At 37.7% G+C, this 16,146-nt stretch carries 17 protein-coding genes and 2 riboswitches; of the genes, 4 read left to right on the forward strand and 13 right to left on the reverse strand.

All coding sequences use genetic code 11. The features are described from left to right. Position 1: 1 nt before the first annotated feature. On the reverse strand, positions 2–1,090 hold the full coding sequence (gene serC / locus JOE45_RS10200) for a 3-phosphoserine/phosphohydroxythreonine transaminase (RefSeq protein ID WP_210020303.1): 1,089 nt from the start codon (positions 1,088–1,090) through the stop codon (positions 2–4). Between the two features lie 158 nt (positions 1,091–1,248). Between serC and thpR the strand changes: the two genes are divergently transcribed. Beyond that, positions 1,249–1,827 (forward strand): RNA 2',3'-cyclic phosphodiesterase, encoded by a 579-nt coding sequence (gene thpR / locus JOE45_RS10205; RefSeq protein ID WP_210020302.1) that lies wholly within the window; start codon positions 1,249–1,251, stop codon positions 1,825–1,827. Positions 1,828–1,830: 3 nt separating this feature from the next. On the opposite strand, the gene JOE45_RS10210 is transcribed toward thpR, so the two are convergent. Then, positions 1,831–2,085, reverse strand: a complete 255-nt coding sequence (locus tag JOE45_RS10210; protein WP_210020301.1) for a hypothetical protein — start codon at positions 2,083–2,085, stop codon at positions 1,831–1,833. A gap of 707 nt (positions 2,086–2,792) precedes the next feature. Continuing rightward, positions 2,793–2,885: riboswitch (cyclic di-GMP riboswitch) on the forward strand. 50 nt (positions 2,886–2,935) lie between these two features. Here JOE45_RS10210 and JOE45_RS10215 point away from each other — a divergent pair. Further along, entirely contained in the window at positions 2,936–3,109 is a 174-nt protein-coding gene (locus JOE45_RS10215; protein WP_210020300.1) for a hypothetical protein, read from the forward strand. A gap of 210 nt (positions 3,110–3,319) precedes the next feature. Here JOE45_RS10215 and JOE45_RS10220 read toward each other — a convergent pair whose 3' ends face one another. After that, positions 3,320–3,502, reverse strand: a complete 183-nt coding sequence (locus JOE45_RS10220) for a hypothetical protein (RefSeq protein ID WP_210020299.1) — start codon at positions 3,500–3,502, stop codon at positions 3,320–3,322. A 1,057-nt stretch (positions 3,503–4,559) separates the two neighbouring features. Here JOE45_RS10220 and JOE45_RS10225 point away from each other — a divergent pair. Together JOE45_RS10225 and JOE45_RS10230 are read left to right on the forward strand one after the other, a co-directional pair. Then, entirely contained in the window at positions 4,560–5,099 is a 540-nt protein-coding gene (locus JOE45_RS10225; protein WP_210020298.1) for a RodZ family helix-turn-helix domain-containing protein, read from the forward strand. A gap of 321 nt (positions 5,100–5,420) precedes the next feature. After that, positions 5,421–5,582 carry a hypothetical protein gene (locus JOE45_RS10230; RefSeq protein WP_210020297.1) on the forward strand — a complete coding sequence of 54 codons (162 nt, stop codon included), beginning with the start codon at positions 5,421–5,423 and terminating at the stop codon, positions 5,580–5,582. Positions 5,583–5,838: 256 nt separating this feature from the next. Continuing rightward, positions 5,839–5,923: riboswitch (cyclic di-GMP riboswitch) on the reverse strand. 235 nt (positions 5,924–6,158) lie between these two features. Here JOE45_RS10230 and JOE45_RS10235 read toward each other — a convergent pair. The 10 genes from JOE45_RS10235 to JOE45_RS10280 form a co-directional block, all read right to left on the reverse strand. Beyond that, positions 6,159–6,323, reverse strand: a complete 165-nt coding sequence (locus JOE45_RS10235) for a hypothetical protein (protein WP_210020296.1) — start codon at positions 6,321–6,323, stop codon at positions 6,159–6,161. Between the two features lie 2 nt (positions 6,324–6,325). Continuing rightward, on the reverse strand, positions 6,326–6,850 hold the full coding sequence (locus JOE45_RS10240; RefSeq protein ID WP_210020295.1) for a VanZ family protein: 525 nt from the start codon (positions 6,848–6,850) through the stop codon (positions 6,326–6,328). Positions 6,851–6,895: 45 nt separating this feature from the next. Next, a complete protein-coding gene (galE, locus tag JOE45_RS10245; protein WP_210020294.1) occupies positions 6,896–7,927 on the reverse strand; it encodes a UDP-glucose 4-epimerase GalE in 1,032 nt (343 codons plus the stop codon). Positions 7,928–7,949: 22 nt separating this feature from the next. Beyond that, the gene (locus JOE45_RS10250; RefSeq protein ID WP_210020293.1) at positions 7,950–8,624 is read right to left on the reverse strand and encodes a DUF4372 domain-containing protein; all 675 of its coding nucleotides are present in this window, start codon (positions 8,622–8,624) and stop codon (positions 7,950–7,952) included. Between the two features lie 115 nt (positions 8,625–8,739). Next, the gene (locus JOE45_RS10255) at positions 8,740–9,771 is read right to left on the reverse strand and encodes an NAD-dependent epimerase/dehydratase family protein (protein WP_245247273.1); all 1,032 of its coding nucleotides are present in this window, start codon (positions 9,769–9,771) and stop codon (positions 8,740–8,742) included. Continuing rightward, positions 9,752–11,131, reverse strand: a complete 1,380-nt coding sequence (locus JOE45_RS10260) for a UDP-glucose dehydrogenase family protein (protein WP_210020292.1) — start codon at positions 11,129–11,131, stop codon at positions 9,752–9,754. Before JOE45_RS10260 ends, JOE45_RS10255 begins: the two co-directional genes overlap by 20 nt. 55 nt (positions 11,132–11,186) lie before the next feature. After that, entirely contained in the window at positions 11,187–12,662 is a 1,476-nt protein-coding gene (locus tag JOE45_RS10265; RefSeq protein ID WP_210020291.1) for a lipopolysaccharide biosynthesis protein, read from the reverse strand. A gap of 116 nt (positions 12,663–12,778) precedes the next feature. Next, on the reverse strand, positions 12,779–13,687 hold the full coding sequence (locus JOE45_RS10270; protein ID WP_210020290.1) for an ATP-grasp fold amidoligase family protein: 909 nt from the start codon (positions 13,685–13,687) through the stop codon (positions 12,779–12,781). Between the two features lie 19 nt (positions 13,688–13,706). Next, complete coding sequence (locus JOE45_RS10275; protein ID WP_210020289.1) at positions 13,707–14,864, reverse strand: EpsG family protein; 1,158 nt, start codon at positions 14,862–14,864, stop codon at positions 13,707–13,709. Between the two features lie 46 nt (positions 14,865–14,910). Then, positions 14,911–16,104 carry a glycosyltransferase gene (locus JOE45_RS10280; protein WP_210020288.1) on the reverse strand — a complete coding sequence of 398 codons (1,194 nt, stop codon included), beginning with the start codon at positions 16,102–16,104 and terminating at the stop codon, positions 14,911–14,913. Positions 16,105–16,146 lie beyond the last annotated feature (42 nt).

A 16,146-nucleotide genomic window follows, 5' to 3' on the forward strand; every position in this document is an offset into this window, starting at 1 on the left:
CTTATCCGTTGCGCTGCTGAAAATCAGCCATAAATTCGACTAATGCCTTACAAGCCTCATAAGGAACGGCATTGTAAGTCGAGGCACGAAGACCGCCGACGCTGCGGTGTCCCTTTAAGCCTACGAAGCCGTGCTGCTCCGATTCCTTAATGAACTGCTTTTCCAGCTCCTCGTCCTTCAGGCGGAAGGTGATGTTCATGATGGAGCGGCTTCCTGGATCAACGACGCCGTGGTAGAAACCGCCGCTACCGTCAATCGCTTTGTAGATCAGGTCCGTCTTCTCCCGATTGCGCTTCTCCATAGCCGTCAGCCCGCCGTTTTCCTTGATCCACTTGAGCACCAGATTGACCATGTATACCGAGTATACAGGAGGTGTGTTGTACAAGGAATCATTCTTCACATGGGTGTCATACCGCAGCATAGTCGGAATATTCTTCGGCGCATCCTGAAGCATGTCCTCTCTCAGAATGACAACCGTTACGCCGGATGGACCCAGATTTTTTTGAGCCCCTGCATAAATCATGGCGAATTTGGAAATATCTACAGGACGACACAAAATATCGCTGGACATATCTCCGATGAGCGGAACACTTCCAGTATCCGGATATTGCTGATACTGCGTTCCCTCGATCGTTTCATTCGAAGTGATGTGCAGGTAGGCCGTGTTGGACTCCAATGCTAACTGGCTTACGTCTGGAATACGGGTATACTTGTCCGCTTCCGAGGTGGCTACGATCTTCGTTTCGCCGAACAGCTTCGCTTCCTTGATCGCTTTATCTGCCCAAGATCCGGTATGAACGTAGCCGCCCACTTGACCGGCCTTCAAGAAATTCATCGGAATCGTAGCAAACTGGGTGCTCGCTCCGCCCTGCATGAACAACACCTTATAGCCGTCCGGGATAGCGAACAGTTCCTTGAGCAAGCTTTGAGTTTCAGCATTTAACTGTTCGTACTGAGAGCTGCGGTGAGAAATTTCCATAATGGACATACCGATTCCCTGGTATTCCACTAATTCTTCTTGCGCCTTCTGGAGCACTTCCAAAGGCAGCGCCGCCGGTCCCGCATTGAAATTGTATGCGCGCTTATTCACTGGTTTCACACCTTCGCTTTTTCATAGGATATAGGCTATGATAGCAAAGTTCGTCACGCTTCATCAAGTATTTGTTTACAGGATTCATCAGATTGCCCTACTTTGCAAAGCCTAAGGCTATAAAGTTGTACAAATCGACAAAAAAGAGGTGCATTCCTATGACCGAACCGAGATTATTTGTGGCCATCCCAATTCCTGAGGAAATACGCTCTGTGTTGAAGGAAGACATGGAGTCCATGAAGGAGCGATATTCCTTTCAGAAATGGGTTCATCCCCAAGATTTGCATGTCACATTGAAATTTTTGGGGGCCACCTCCCAAGCCACTCACCGCCTAATCGTGCAAAGCTTGTCCGATATGATCGGAAGCTTCACTGCTTTTGACCTGCAGTTGGAAAGTTGGGGAGCATTCGGTCGTCCCGCTTCACCCAGCATTCTGTGGGCAGGGGTGGGCGGTGACTTGACGCGCCTGTCCGCTTTGCAATCTAACGTCGAGCACGCCGCGGCCGAGGCAGGTTTCGAACGAGAGCATCGCCGTTACAGCCCTCATATTACCGTTGCCAGAAAATATAACGGCAAATCTGCATTTCAATTAGACCCCATCATAACCGGTTCCTTAAAACACACCGCTTCTCCACTTGCATGGCGAGTTCAACAGGTGGTATTGTACCAAAGTCATCTTCATCGGACTCCGATGTATGAGGCAGTCGAGCATTTTACGTTAACCAAAGATGAGTAAGACCTACAAGGTGTTTAATTGTGCGCATTGAGGACATTGATAGATCGCCAGAATGGGAAGAGAAACAATTCTAACATTTTTATTCAATACCAAATGACAGGAGCCGCACACAAGATCAATCCCGTTATCCGCTCCTTCATAAAATGGACTCAAATCCATATTATGCTTCTGTAATATCGGGTAAGTAATCTTCTCTGGGGCTTCGACTAATGTCATCTTTCTTTCCTTTGGTACTTTTTTCATAAGTCTTGGCGGCATGTTACATCTACCTTCCTATTTGGATACAGATTGTAACATTATTTTAGCTAATTTAGTCGAAACTTTCAATACATGAATACATATTTTAGCTTGAAAATGCGTAATGAATTGCTTAAAATTACATTGATAGCGGTGTTTTATAAGAAATGTCTCCACTCACAATGAATGACACATTTCGTATCAAAAATGATGGGTCTACCCATTGAAGTTCTAACTCAGCTACGAATCCTATCATTAGATGCAAATCGTACACCGTGGAAGGCTTCAATGGGTATAACATAGAGTAATGTAGTTTTGAGGTTTGATCTGTGATTTCAAGCTACCGGTGGGCACACTTCATTGGATAAGCTGAGAAATGATCGAGGAGGGCGATTATGATTTGACTATGCGTCGACGCTTGAAGCCCCAGTATTTAATCCAAGTCTTACCTTCATCATCTTTAAAGAGTTTGATGCCAATCCATTTGAGCGGAGTCCAGATTTCAATAAAGTGGACGTATGGCATAAAAGACACCGCCTTTCACTCATGAGTTTAATGATCAACAGATTATTTAACTAAACTATACCAGAAGTTCTCATCTTATGATGTTAGATAAAGAAAACATTAGAAAATTACTCGCGGATAACTTAAACATAAACATGATATCAAATACTTGTTGTCGCAAAATGTAAATTAATGTTATGATATTCATACAACCACCATCGTCAAATGATAAGTGGCAAAGCCATTGAAAAATGGTGACGCAAAGCTATAGGGGCTAATTTGGGCTATTCGCTTCAAAACGCCAGCCAGCTGCCGAAAAGTGGCCTACGTTCGATTGATGTGGATTAACGTGGAAGGGGTTGGAAACATGCAAAAAATAGTGGATCAGGATATACAGGAATTAGTGGGGTGCTTACATCTCCCGGAAAAGGAAATACTAGAAAGGTTTTCTTTTTCCCATGAAGGGGAGATTTTGTCCAACGATAATGCGATTCAATTTCTTCATTTTTTAAAAACAGAATTGTCCAAAGAGTGCACCTGATGGGTGCACTCTTTTATTTTCTCTTAGAAAAGCTATGTAGGCATGTTCATCAAAGAAGCGATCAAGATTTGCGGAGGCTCTGCGGCGGGGAAGACTTCAGGTCCGATTCTACAAGATGATTTATAGGTTCTCCCACTACCAGGTAAGGCAATCTTGTACCCAAATTTAAGGATACAAGTATTTTCTGAACGTCAATTTCAATTTTATTAGTCATCTTTCAACCACCCTGTTTGAAGGATCTTCATAAACCGCCTGTTTAACACTCACTGTATTAGTTTGCTCGTAGCCGCCAGCCGCCGCAGCTTTATTCTCAAAGTGCTTTTTCCCCGAAACAATCACTCCGACATTAGCCATGAACAATAGTGCAATGAAGGACCACTTTAAGTAGCTCAACTCAGTATACCTCCAGTATTTATATCTCCGAAGGTTACTTTACCAGTTTTCTACTAAAAAGTAACTCGAAGGTTGTCGGTAGATATAAAAGAATTCATAATGATAGCACCTTGGCAGTCAATGCATTTTTATGGTTCTTTTTTAAAATATACTTTAGGTCTATAGAACTATATATAATTAGTGTTATACTACTTATAGACTATTTAACAAGGGGAGGCATTGAAACATGCTGCCTGAACTATCTTCAATGAATGCCGCGGAGTTATTACGTGAATTCATACTATTAAACAAAGTTCGAGAAAATATCGAACATTTGATCATATACAATTCCAATCTAGGTCCCTGCATCGACAAAGTAGATAGAGATATCAAGCGCATAAAAGGGCAATTGTTCTATAAATACCATCAATTAAACAAGGTCGATCTACATTCCCTTGTTGATTATTCAGCACTGCAGAATCGGATGCTAAAATATATAGAACCTTCTTCAGAAGATAACCTAAAGGCTACCAATACATAAGGAACAAGTATTATCAGTATAGTATATGGATATCATTGAATGCCGGACACAAGAAAACAAGATCTTCAACCCTTATGGATGGAAGATCTTTTCATTGGTACACATTTTATTATTCTAGCGAATGTCATGTGAAAGAATGCCCTTGTGATAAACAATCCTGTTCAAAAACTGCTGCTTCATATGCGGATCCATACAACTGTCATAAAGGACGCGGTGATATCCATACCAAAACTTATGCCACACGTACTTTGCGGTTCTTTTAATATCCATACACATACCCTCCATTTATGGGAAAATGTGAGATAAGGCCGATACTAAAATGATTCGCAATGAACCATGGTTTTACTTCCGTCGCAGCTTAATGGTTACGCTTGGACTAAACCTATTTGTAAACAAACCATGTTTATGTATATGCCATGTTCGCCTATCGTAGTATTCGTTGAAGATAATACTTATCGGATTCTAATTACGAAATAGGGTGTAATATCCTGTAAAAAGTGGTAAAATGGATGACAGTATTGGATTAAGGAGGGAACCATGAAGAAAAAGATTTATGTATCACTTATCGCGGTCACCGTTCTAGCAGGTGCGGGATATGCCGGTTACAAATATACTATGAATCTAGCGGCGAAGAGCATTTCTAACATGCTGGCCAACGAAGATTTTTCTAATATTGCCCTCTCGGATTCCATACTAAGCTCTCCAGTTCAGGACAACACCATAACACCAGCTGATCCAAGTACTAGTCCAAAGAGTCCAGCAGAGAAGACGGAAACATCAACGCAAGCACCTGAGGGATCCAGTACCGTAGCTGCTGCTTCCCCAACTCCAGCTTCACAATCGACTCAGAAAAATAAATCCCAGGCAGGAACTGCCCAAAGCAATAAATTGGCCTTCAAAAGTAAAGAAGACGCCATCAAATTCGCCATGAGCCGCTTCTCAGCTTCTGAGATCAAACACCTTCAAGGAATGGTAAGCGGAGGGATCACGCAAGAGATCAAGCAGGAGTTAAAACGGATCGCTTTCTCCAAGTTCACTCGGGAGGAAATAGAAGCGGTACGCCGTGCGGTGCAGTAGAGAAGAACGGGGAATAATGAAATTTCGCAGCACCCATGTCGGGGTGCTTTTTTGATTCGTAAAAAAGTAAGAGCATAGCGTTTAAGGTTTTATACAAAACATTCAAGGACGATTCGATTTTTAGGACGCTTAAAGAGACACCTCTTCATTGAAAACTGGTACCCATTACTTCGACAAACAGAGGTTGAAAACCTTCGTTGAATAGTTATTCCGCTGTAGTTTTTTTGATTTTTTGGCGGGCATTAATAAGGGTGCGCGTTTTGTGCTTAATAAGGAACTTATGATAAAATCATAACATGCGATAAATCGGGGGTTATACGCTTGAAACTGAAGGCAAATATAAAGTATATCTGGCATAAGCTCTGGTGGAATTACAACCTCCTGCTTTACCACAGCTGCTTGGATGAACAATTGAAGCAAAAGCTTAAGAGCAAAGCGGATTACCACGAGGATCGGCTGAAGGCTATATTGCGGTCATGGTAAAATAAGGCCGTGAGCGGAACCTTGTTATTCATGAAATGATGACGGCTTGGAATTATAGCCTTCTTTATTTATACCGGCTTCAGCGAGTTTCCCTGTGATCCCCAATATGACCCAAAAGTAAGGCGGCAACAGTTATGATACGATTGGTGTCCATATTGATTAAACCAACGAGCATCCCCTCAATCAGGCAACAAATAAAGATCAGGTGCTGCCATGATCTTGCATCCCTAAGAGGATTCCACCTAAAGATTTCGGATGTGGCAGCTTGCTAGCATAAAGTAGTTTTCTTAGCCCCTTTAGCTTTTCGTCCCTAAATTTCATTAGGTTTACCCTTATCAATTTTTGCACTCTGGTAGATACATAACGTATCTAAAATTACAAAACACTACTTTTTCTACTCTCTGAAAATTTAGACATGCTTTTTGTTTCACAAATTGAACCCAATGGAGGAGTGAAAGGGGCAGGATGCCATGATATTGAATGGGAAGGTTGGGGACATCGGAAGCAGGCTGTCATAATAGAGCTGATATTTAAAGATTTACAAAAGAATGACAACTTATCACGAATTGTATCTTTTTATATCATTTTCTTATTTATATTCTGTTTTAACTGCTCCCTGCGAATTTGAATATATTGGGCCAGTATCCGTTCCATTTCATCGAGCTGCTCAAACGAAGCCACCTGCAGAATATACCGCAGCAATTTTTTGAGCGAACGGGTATAGCCGTCGAATGGTTTCATCACTAAGCCCCTTTTCCGTATTTGTGCCTGATTCGTGTAAATACCACATAGATCAAAATCCCTATACCCGCACCGCAGGTATCCAGCAGCACATCCGTTAGCATGGAGGTGCGGTGTGGAGTGATCATCTGGTGCAATTCGTCCAGCACCGCATACAGGCTGCAAAACAATAATGAGTATACCGCTAACAACCAAAGCTTTCGTTCAACGAATACCGCAGCTAATCGAAGGGTCAGAAAACCAAGAACCATATATATAAACAGATGCGCCGATTTTCGGATGAAAAATTCAACAAATGAAGGAACTCCCTTGGCACGAATGCTAACCTCGCTGCCTCCATAGTACAGTCGAACATCAGACAAATGCTTCACGATCAGCTGCTCAGGCAGCTGATTGTGAAGCAAAGGTCTCAGGTCTTGCTTCTCGTAGGACTGAGAAGAGAAAAGAAAAATAACCGCCATCCAAACAAGAAGCGGAAGGACGTGCGTCCAGAAAAATCTGCTGCGATTGACCGGTTTCGTTTGCAATACATTCACCTACATCATTTGTTAAGTTAATCGTATAATGACGGTTCATTTCAGCTGCTTTTCCAACGCTTCGTAACCGCTCGGATTCATTATTTGCCAGCGCCATGCGTCAGCGCACATTTCTTCGACACCTCTCCTGGCCGCCCAGCCCAATACCCTTTCGGCCTTGGACGTATCCGCGTAACAGATTGCCACGTCACCAGGTCTGCGGTCTACAAGTTTATACGGAACCCTTCGGCCTGATGCTTTTTCGAAGGCTTGCACCATTTCCAATACGCTATAACCCTTTCCCGTGCCGAGATTATAGGCATCCACTCCGGTTGCGCTTGTGATCTTCTCCAAAGCTTTGACATGGCCGAGAGCCAAGTCGACAACATGAATGTAATCCCTGACTCCCGTTCCATCCGGAGTCAGATAATCGCTACCGAATACCTGCAATTCCGGCAATTTGCCAACCGCCACCTGTGTAATATACGGCATAAGGTTATTGGGAATGCCGTTCGGATCTTCACCGATCCGTCCGCTTTCGTGGGCGCCGACCGGATTAAAATATCTCAGCAGCGCAATGCTCCATCCCTGATCGGCCATGTAAACGTCCCGAAGAATTTCTTCAATCATCAGCTTCGTCCGTCCATATGGATTGGTCGCCATCAATAAAAAATCCTCCAAGATCGGCACCCGCTCCGGCAACCCATATACCGTAGCGGAGGAGCTGAACACCATCCTCTTCACGCCGAATTTCTGCATGACGTCGCAAAGAACAAGGGTACCCGCAATATTGTTATGATAATAACGTAGGGGAATCTGTACAGATTCCCCCACGGCTTTCAATCCCGCAAAATGAATGACGGCTTCGATATGATGTTCAGCGAAAACTTTCGTTAAACTCTCTTCATTCAAGATATCTGTCGGATAGAAACTTAATGCTTTTCCGGTGATCTCACGGATCCTGTTTAACGATTCCAGCTTGCTGTTGGAAAGGTTGTCTACCACAACGATGTCATAGCCTGCATTTAACAGCTCCACGCACGTATGGCTTCCAATGTAACCGGCACCGCCGGTGATCAGGATGGTCATAGCAGCCGGCCTCCTATTTGGATTAATAAAGGAAGGTGACCGACTTCTGCTTGTTGGAGAAGTCGGTCACATAAAATGAGTCTGTGAAAACCGGCTTTGCATAGTCGATATAACCGCGATCGTACACATAAGTCAGTCCGACTTCATCGACTAAGTGATCCAACTGACTCCGATCGTTTTTCTTGGCTGGAGTCAGGACCACCTTCTCCGGCATAACCGTTTCATCGTCTATGTATGCCAGCCGAAAGTGAAGTTTTATACCCGCCTTGGTTTTGCGAAACTCCGCCCATTTATACTTCTGTAGACAAAGCCCAATGGTAGTGGAATCGATGATTCGAAAGTCTTTTCGCAAGGAAGTGGGAGCAGTGCTTTGGCGAATCTGTGCCACCATATCCATAAACACCTGTTCCAGCAAAGCAGAATCGACTTGTTTGTGCTTACGACTCAACTGAGAAGCGGATATCGATTGAATACCGAGCTCTTGTTGCAAGCCTTTAGACAGCACGTCGTCTGCAATCTCGCGTAACCCATCTCGTTGTTGAATTTGTGCATGCAGGAATAACTTCAAGTAAGCATAACTCGTTAGTTTCTTTACGTACTTGTCTTGTCCCTCTTGTGCGACGCGTTCATTGAACGTCTTCGCACAAATTGGAGAAATCCATTTACCAAATGAAGAAAATAGGGTATCCTTGTCCATGAGTTGAATCCTTTTCGGTGGATTATGGACAGGTACTACCTGACAATTCCATTGTAATGGATTTTTTCATGCAAAGACGCCAATAAAACAGAAGATTGTGGAAATTCAGAGAACATTAATGCAACGCTAGTGATTTCATTTTATAATAATCTACATACCAATCAGCAAACTTTTGCAATCCTTCTTCGATTGAAGTTTCTGGTTTAAATTCAACGGCTTGTTGTAACAAATCAGTTGAAGCGTAAGTAGCCGGTACATCTCCAGGTTTGATTGGCTCGAAGATTTTCTCAAATTGAACTTCTCTACCTAATGCATTACTTAGTGCTTTCTCAAGCGTTTCTATAAACACCATCAACTTTTCAGGACTATTATTTCCGATGTTATAGACTTTATGTTGAACTTCACCTTCAGGTGGATTGCTTAAAAGACGCTCAATCCCCTCAACAATGTCATCTATATAAGTAAAGTCACGATAAAGGTCATTTTCAAAATCACCATTATTGAAGATTTTAATTGGCTCACCATTAAAATACTTATCTGTAAATCCAAAGTAAGCCATATCTGGTCTACCCATAGGGCCGTAAACAGTAAAGAATCGAAGTCCTGTTGATGGAATCTTATAAAGATGGCTGTAAGTATGAGCCATTAATTCATTGGACTTTTTTGTCGATGCATAAAGTGAAACTGGATTATCAACAAAATCCGTTTCTTCAAATGGTACTTTTTTATTCGCTCCATAAACGGAACTAGAAGAGGCATAAACAAGATGATCTACTGGATTGTGTCTACAGGCCTCAAGAATGTTGTAAAAGCCAATTATATTACTTTGAATGTAGACGTCTGGATTCTCTATCGAATACCTTACACCAGCCTGGGCAGCTAAATTCACCACCACATTTGGCTTATACTCTTCAAAAATCTTCATAACCATATCTTTATCTGAAATATCACCTTTAATAAAAGTAAAGCGCTCAAATGGTTCAAGCATCTTCAGACGAGCCTGTTTAAGGTTTACATCATAATACTCATTAATATTATCAATGCCAATTACCCGGCAGCCTTGTTCTAACAGCCTTTTTGATAAAAAAAATCCAATAAAACCTGCAGCCCCGGAAATTAAATACATTTTATTCGTTTCTAACGGCATGTAATTCAAGTTTTCTCGACTCCTTCGCTACATCTCTAGTTGCAGACTTTCTTCCAATTGAGTGATACTCAACCCCTGCTGTCTGCATTTCTTCCACCGGATATATATTTCTACCGTCATAAACCAATGGAGTTCTCATCAGTTTTTTATAAGTATCGGGTGTAATAGCTTTAATTTCCCCCCATTCAGTAAAAATAAAGCAGACATTTGCATCTTTTAAAGCATCTTCTACATTCGAAACATACGTAATACTACCAAAGCCATGCTTCCCTTCTGGATGGACCTTGGCAAAATTATTTGCCCCAACAGGATCATACGCATAAATATCTGCACCACGTTCTAATAATAAAGGTACATTTTCAATAGATGCTGCTTCCCTTAAATCATCTGTTCCTGGTTTAAATGTTAATCCAAGAACAGCTACATTAAGGCCACTAAAAGTGATTAATCGCTTACATGCCTTTTTATATAGCATCGTCTTTTGTTCTTTATTAACATCAATAGCTGCTTTTACAGTCTTAAGTTCATATCCATGTTGTCTTGCAATGTATTCAAGTGCTTTTGTATCTTTAGGGAAACATGAGCCCCCGAAGCCAATACCAGCATTTAAAAACTTACTGCCGATTCGTTCATCAAAACTCATACCTTTTGCAACATCCTGAATATCAGCGCCAACCAATTCACAAAGATTGGCAATATCATTCATATAAGATATCTTAAGGGCAAGGAAGTCATTAGATGCATATTTTATCATTTCTGCAGAACGTCGATTAACTGAAACAATCGGTAAATTAAATGGCTCATATATCTTCATAAGCATCTCTTCAGCCCATTTACTTTCTGTCCCGATAATAATTCTTTCAGCATGTAGCGTATCATGAACTGCAGATCCTTGGGCCAAGAACTCTGGATTCGAAGCTACTTCTACTTTTACATCATTCACTAAAAAGTCCTGTATAAACTGATCTACTCTATCATTTGTCCCAACTGGAACAGTCGATTTTACAACTACTAGACAATCCTTCTCTACTGATTCAGCAATCTGTCTCGCAACTGTTGCAATATATGATAGATTTGCAGAACCATCTAGTTGCTCTGGAGTACCCACCCCAATAAAGATCGCATCTGCATTCTTGTAAGCAAACTTATAATCTGTTGTATAATCAATTCTTCCTGCGATATAATTCTTTTGCATCAGTTCTTCCAACCCGGTTTCATAAATCGGTGATATACCAGCCTTCATTACCTTAACTTTTTCCTCATTAATATCAACACAGGTTACTTGATGACCAACTTCAGCAAAACAAACGCCGGCTACTAAACCGACATATCCTGTCCCTGCAACGGCAATTTTGTACATTTTTAGCCCCTCACTTTAACTCATAAATTTGCAACAAATAATTTTATTTTTTATATTAAATTCTACTTTTCAAAAATCTATTTGGGAGCATTTCGGTTTTTAGAATAAATATTTCTCCCCTCATTTTTGGAAATAGGAATAAAACCCAAAAATAAATAAATATACATATAATAATAGACATTACACTCCATACCACATTCTCACTTACGGCTTTAAAAACAAATCCGCAGGCCCCCATAATAATAGCAGCGATCATAGTAGGGAGGACATTTTTAAATGTCCTAAATACTGATATTTTCATAGCAGTTTTCATTATTGCTAAATGAACTATAACAGCCTGTAACCTTATCAAAGATCTAGAATAAACTAGAGGCAAAAACCCATATTTTGCTGCTACAATACAGGTCGGAACTAACACTACAAGATGTAAGATTTGTGCCATAAAAGATAATTTAGGCTGTCCTTTTGCACGATATACTTCACTACAAAAATGACCAAAAACTATCATTATTGCACTTGTTAAAGCCCAAATTCCTATAACATCACTGGCTTCAATCCATTGTTTACCCAATAATAGTTGAGTAGCCAGATCACTATATAAAAAAACTCCAATACCTAAAGGGAAAATCAACATTGAAACAAGTCTCTGAAATTTGAAATACATACTTACAAATTCATTATTATTATTTTGCAGTCGTGATAATGCCGAAAAAAGAATGGGTACAGCAGTGGCTGTTACTATTGCTAATAATGAGTTGACCATTATCGTAGATGTTTTATAAATTCCTAAGTAGTATTCATTCAAGAAATAACCTATAATAAATGAATCAATCCATGCAGTTAACCATATTGAAATTGCCTCAATTAATGACCAAACACTAAATGATAGCATTTCTTTTAGAGTTTTAAAATCATAAAAAAACTTTGGCTTCCATTTTGACTTAACTGTTAAAATTACCGCATTAAATAGCTGCATACATATCATACCTATGATTAATGACCAGTAACTTAAGCCTAAAAGTGCTAAAGGTATCGTGATTACAAAAGGAATCAAAATACCAATAATTCGAACAAAAAAAAGTGTTTTAAAATCAAAATCGCGCCTAAAAAGAGCCATTTGAATACTGGAGAAAGAGGTTAAAGGTAATTGAATACAGGCTACAATAATAACTATTCCTAGACCGGGGTTTCCTACCATTGTGGCAACTTGTTCATTAAAAAATATGATTAAAATCCAAAAGAATATAGAGATAGTAAAATTTGTCCAAAATGCAACATTTGCACTTCTTTGCTTATCTTTCTCATTCTTAAATTGGTGTTGCACTAAATATTTCTGAAATCCAGCGTCCGTAAACATGTCTGCAAAACTAATAATCATTGTTATAGTTGCAATAACACCAAATGCTTCTGGTGCAAGGATTCTAGCCAATATAATGTTTGTTAAGGGCACAATAATTTTTGCAATTACTTCAGTAATTAATGACCATTTGGTTGCACTTACAATCTTCCCATGTAATTGCTTATGTTCCATACTTTATTTTCTCCTTTTTTAAACTTGCGTATACTAAATCCTTGTATCCCCTAATTTAGAATATGATTATTTAATCAGCATAAGTAAGGTAGATTTTAACACCTAAACTCACTCAATTATTTGATTAATGAGAGGTTGATCCAACTTCCCAACTTGTAATCATAAGATTCTGGAGTAAATTCTTCAAATCCAGAGCCCGGATAAAATGTAAGTTCTCCAAAGAATAACTGGCCATTACTCTCATAAAAATCCACTCTTACAAAAGGGATGTCCTTTGATAGCTTTTCAGCAAAATTAATCATCTTTTCATAATTTTTTGGCTTAGATATTATTGTGCCACTTCTTGGATAATGTCTTTCAAAAGGCATAGGATTCCAGTCAACGTCATAAAAATCTACATTTAGACCGCTTGATGAATTCCTATTTAAACAGACAAAAGAGCACTTTATTTTACCATTAAAGCTTAAGAACTTATAATCTTTTAATTCTACTCCAGATTCGTCTACCATATATTTTTCACAAATAATTCTCGGTTTTATATTTTTGTAACACCACTCTCTATGAACCCAATAATACCTTCTCTTTAGCCACTGGTTGACTTCTTTTTTCAGACTAACGTAATCAATCTTTGATTTATCCTTACATATATAAACATCACCTGATGTATGATTTGGTTTTAATACAAACTGATTTGGAAGAGCATTAAAATCTATTTCCTCAAAGCTATTATATACTCCTAAAAGAGGTATGAGATATTCCTCTCCAATTGTTTTGGCAATATATTTTCTAACCTCATATTTATCAACCAAATAAGTATATCTATCTTTTCTATCATACAGTTTTAACCACTGTAACTTTTCATTAAATGTTTTTGGCTCATCAAGATTCAGTCTATTATTTATTATTAATTTATATTTAATCCTTAAAAAAACCGGGTCTGGTATAAGTCTGAATATTTTAAAACCCAAAACATATAAAATAACTAGTTTTGGATTTTTTAGAGCTTTTAATACTTTTTTAACCATATTTTATTATGCTCTCCTTTTAATTGTTTCTGAAAATACTCATATACGGCATTACTCCATTCGGATACCAATCTTGTGAAATTCGGAAAATCGTCCAACTAAATATTGTTAGTATCACAATAAAATAATAGAGTGGCAAAAATCGATCTCCAAATTTTAATTTTAACTTATCTTTAATAACAATAATGATATATCCCCATGTAATTAAACGTGGAAAAGCAAAGTAATCATTAAGTCTGAAAAATCCAAAAAACATCATCACCGGAATCATAGACACGTTAAAAATAACGGCCCATAAAAAAATACTTTTATGTTGCATCCTTTGTTTTAAATCTTTAAAGAATAGAATTGTAAAAAATCCACACAAAATTATTATTAGTTGACCTAAAAAAGAATTTTCTTGATCAATATAAACAAAGTATTTTGTATTGTTTATAACACTACTTATTAAAGGTTTTCCAACAAAAAACACAAGATATATTATTAATATACTTAATATAGCTATGCTCTTTCTATTGATCATTTTTATGCTCATGAATTTATAAAATAAATAAAAAATAATAATTATTAAAGCTGTATAATGAAAAAGTGCAGCAATTACTAAATAAAATATAAATTTACTTTTGTTTCTTTGAGAAAATGCATTAAAGGCCAATAAAGAAACTGCGATTGCTATTGAAGATCTCATTGTATTAAAACTATATAGATACGGAAGTATAATACAAATAAATGGTAGAAGGCTCATTCTTTCTTCATATTGAATTGAAATAAATCTAAGGTAACAAAAAAATATTATCCCATATATAAATGAAAAGAAAACAATGTAGTTATCTGTAAATTTACGAAAAATATAAGCAAGGATATAAAACAAAGGTTCTTGTTGTTTTAAAGTTAGGATATTAATTATGTTAAAAGAATAATATTCTGCATTAAGAAAGCTATTAATATAGGCTGGAGCATCAATCCCACCAATATTATTTCCTATATATCTAAAAGAAGCAAAAAAAACTAATATAATAAATAGGAAGAAATAGTTTATCCTACCTAAAGAATTATATTTTTTTACATTATATTTATTGTAGCCACTACCTTTTTTTTCAGCGATATAAATAAGCAAAACAAAAACGGTTCCAATCACTAAATACAAGAAAAGCGAAAACCAATCCCATTGTCTCATAAGATAATATTTCCTTCTTTACTAAATTTCACTAAATTAAATTTAATTATAGAATAGAAATAAACTCATCTTTACATCTATCATAATTAAATCTCTGCGCTCTTTCTAATGACATTTTAGAATAATGCTTCAATTTATTCTTATCATTTAATAGCTTCAACATTGCTGTTGCAAGAGTCTTCTCATTAATATCATGGTAAAATGGGTCCCAGTTCTCATTACTCTCAAGTGCAGGAACCAACACTCCATAATCGGCATAAGTTATCTCATTAATTTCAACTGATAAATCGGATTCTTCAAATAGTATTTCTTTAGGACCAGATTTACAATCAGTAGCGATTACTGGACACCCACAAGCCATAGCTTCAACTAAAGCATTAGGAAATCCTTCAAATAACGAAGATAATATATATATATTACTTTTTTTTATAAATTTGAACGGATTTTTTTGATATCCAGTTAATAGAATACTGTCTTGTACCCCTAATTCATTTACCAAATGTTGTAGTTTACCATTCTGCTCATCCCTGCCAACTATTACCAATTTCACTTCGTCGTCTTGATCATGTACAAGTTTAAATGCTTTCACTAAATGCCAAAAACCCTTTTGATACATTTGTCGACCGACACTTATAAAAATTTTATTTGAATCCATGAATTCATTATGTTTTTCATCTAAATCTTCAATTGATAACCTTTTAATCATCTCAACATCAAAAGGGTTATAGATAGTTTTAATTTTATTGCTTTCAATATTATATTTTTGAATTAACAATTCTCTAATTTGTTTAGACACTGGTATTACCCTATCTGCTTTTTTATATAAAAGTTTCATAGCAAAATCAGTAAGTCTATTTAGAAGTGATAAATCTCTTTCTTCGGACAAAAAATTTCTTACAGATACAATCACATCGCACTCTTTATTATTTGACAATATATTTACAATATTCGGACTGTCAAGAAAGCTAATCACAGCACATAAATTATTTTCTTTTTTAATTCTCTTTAGGCGTAAAACTCTTCTAAAGAGTAAAACAAATTTAGAAAGAATATTCCCATTGTTAGCCTCAACTTTTAAATCTATCAAATTCCCATAATGCTCATATTTCATATTTCGTGAATCAAATAAAATAACTGACAAATTATAATTATCTTTCAATATATAGGATAATCTAGAAATAACTCTTTCTGCACCACCATCGTTTAATGTCGATATTAAGAGCCCAATATTTTGTTTCACATAATTTCCTCCATCTGTAAATATATTTAGGGCTTGCTGAAT

Origin of the sequence: Paenibacillus sp. PvR098 (assembly GCF_017833255.1) — a bacterium.
Lineage (GTDB): Bacteria > Bacillota > Bacilli > Paenibacillales > NBRC-103111 > Paenibacillus_G.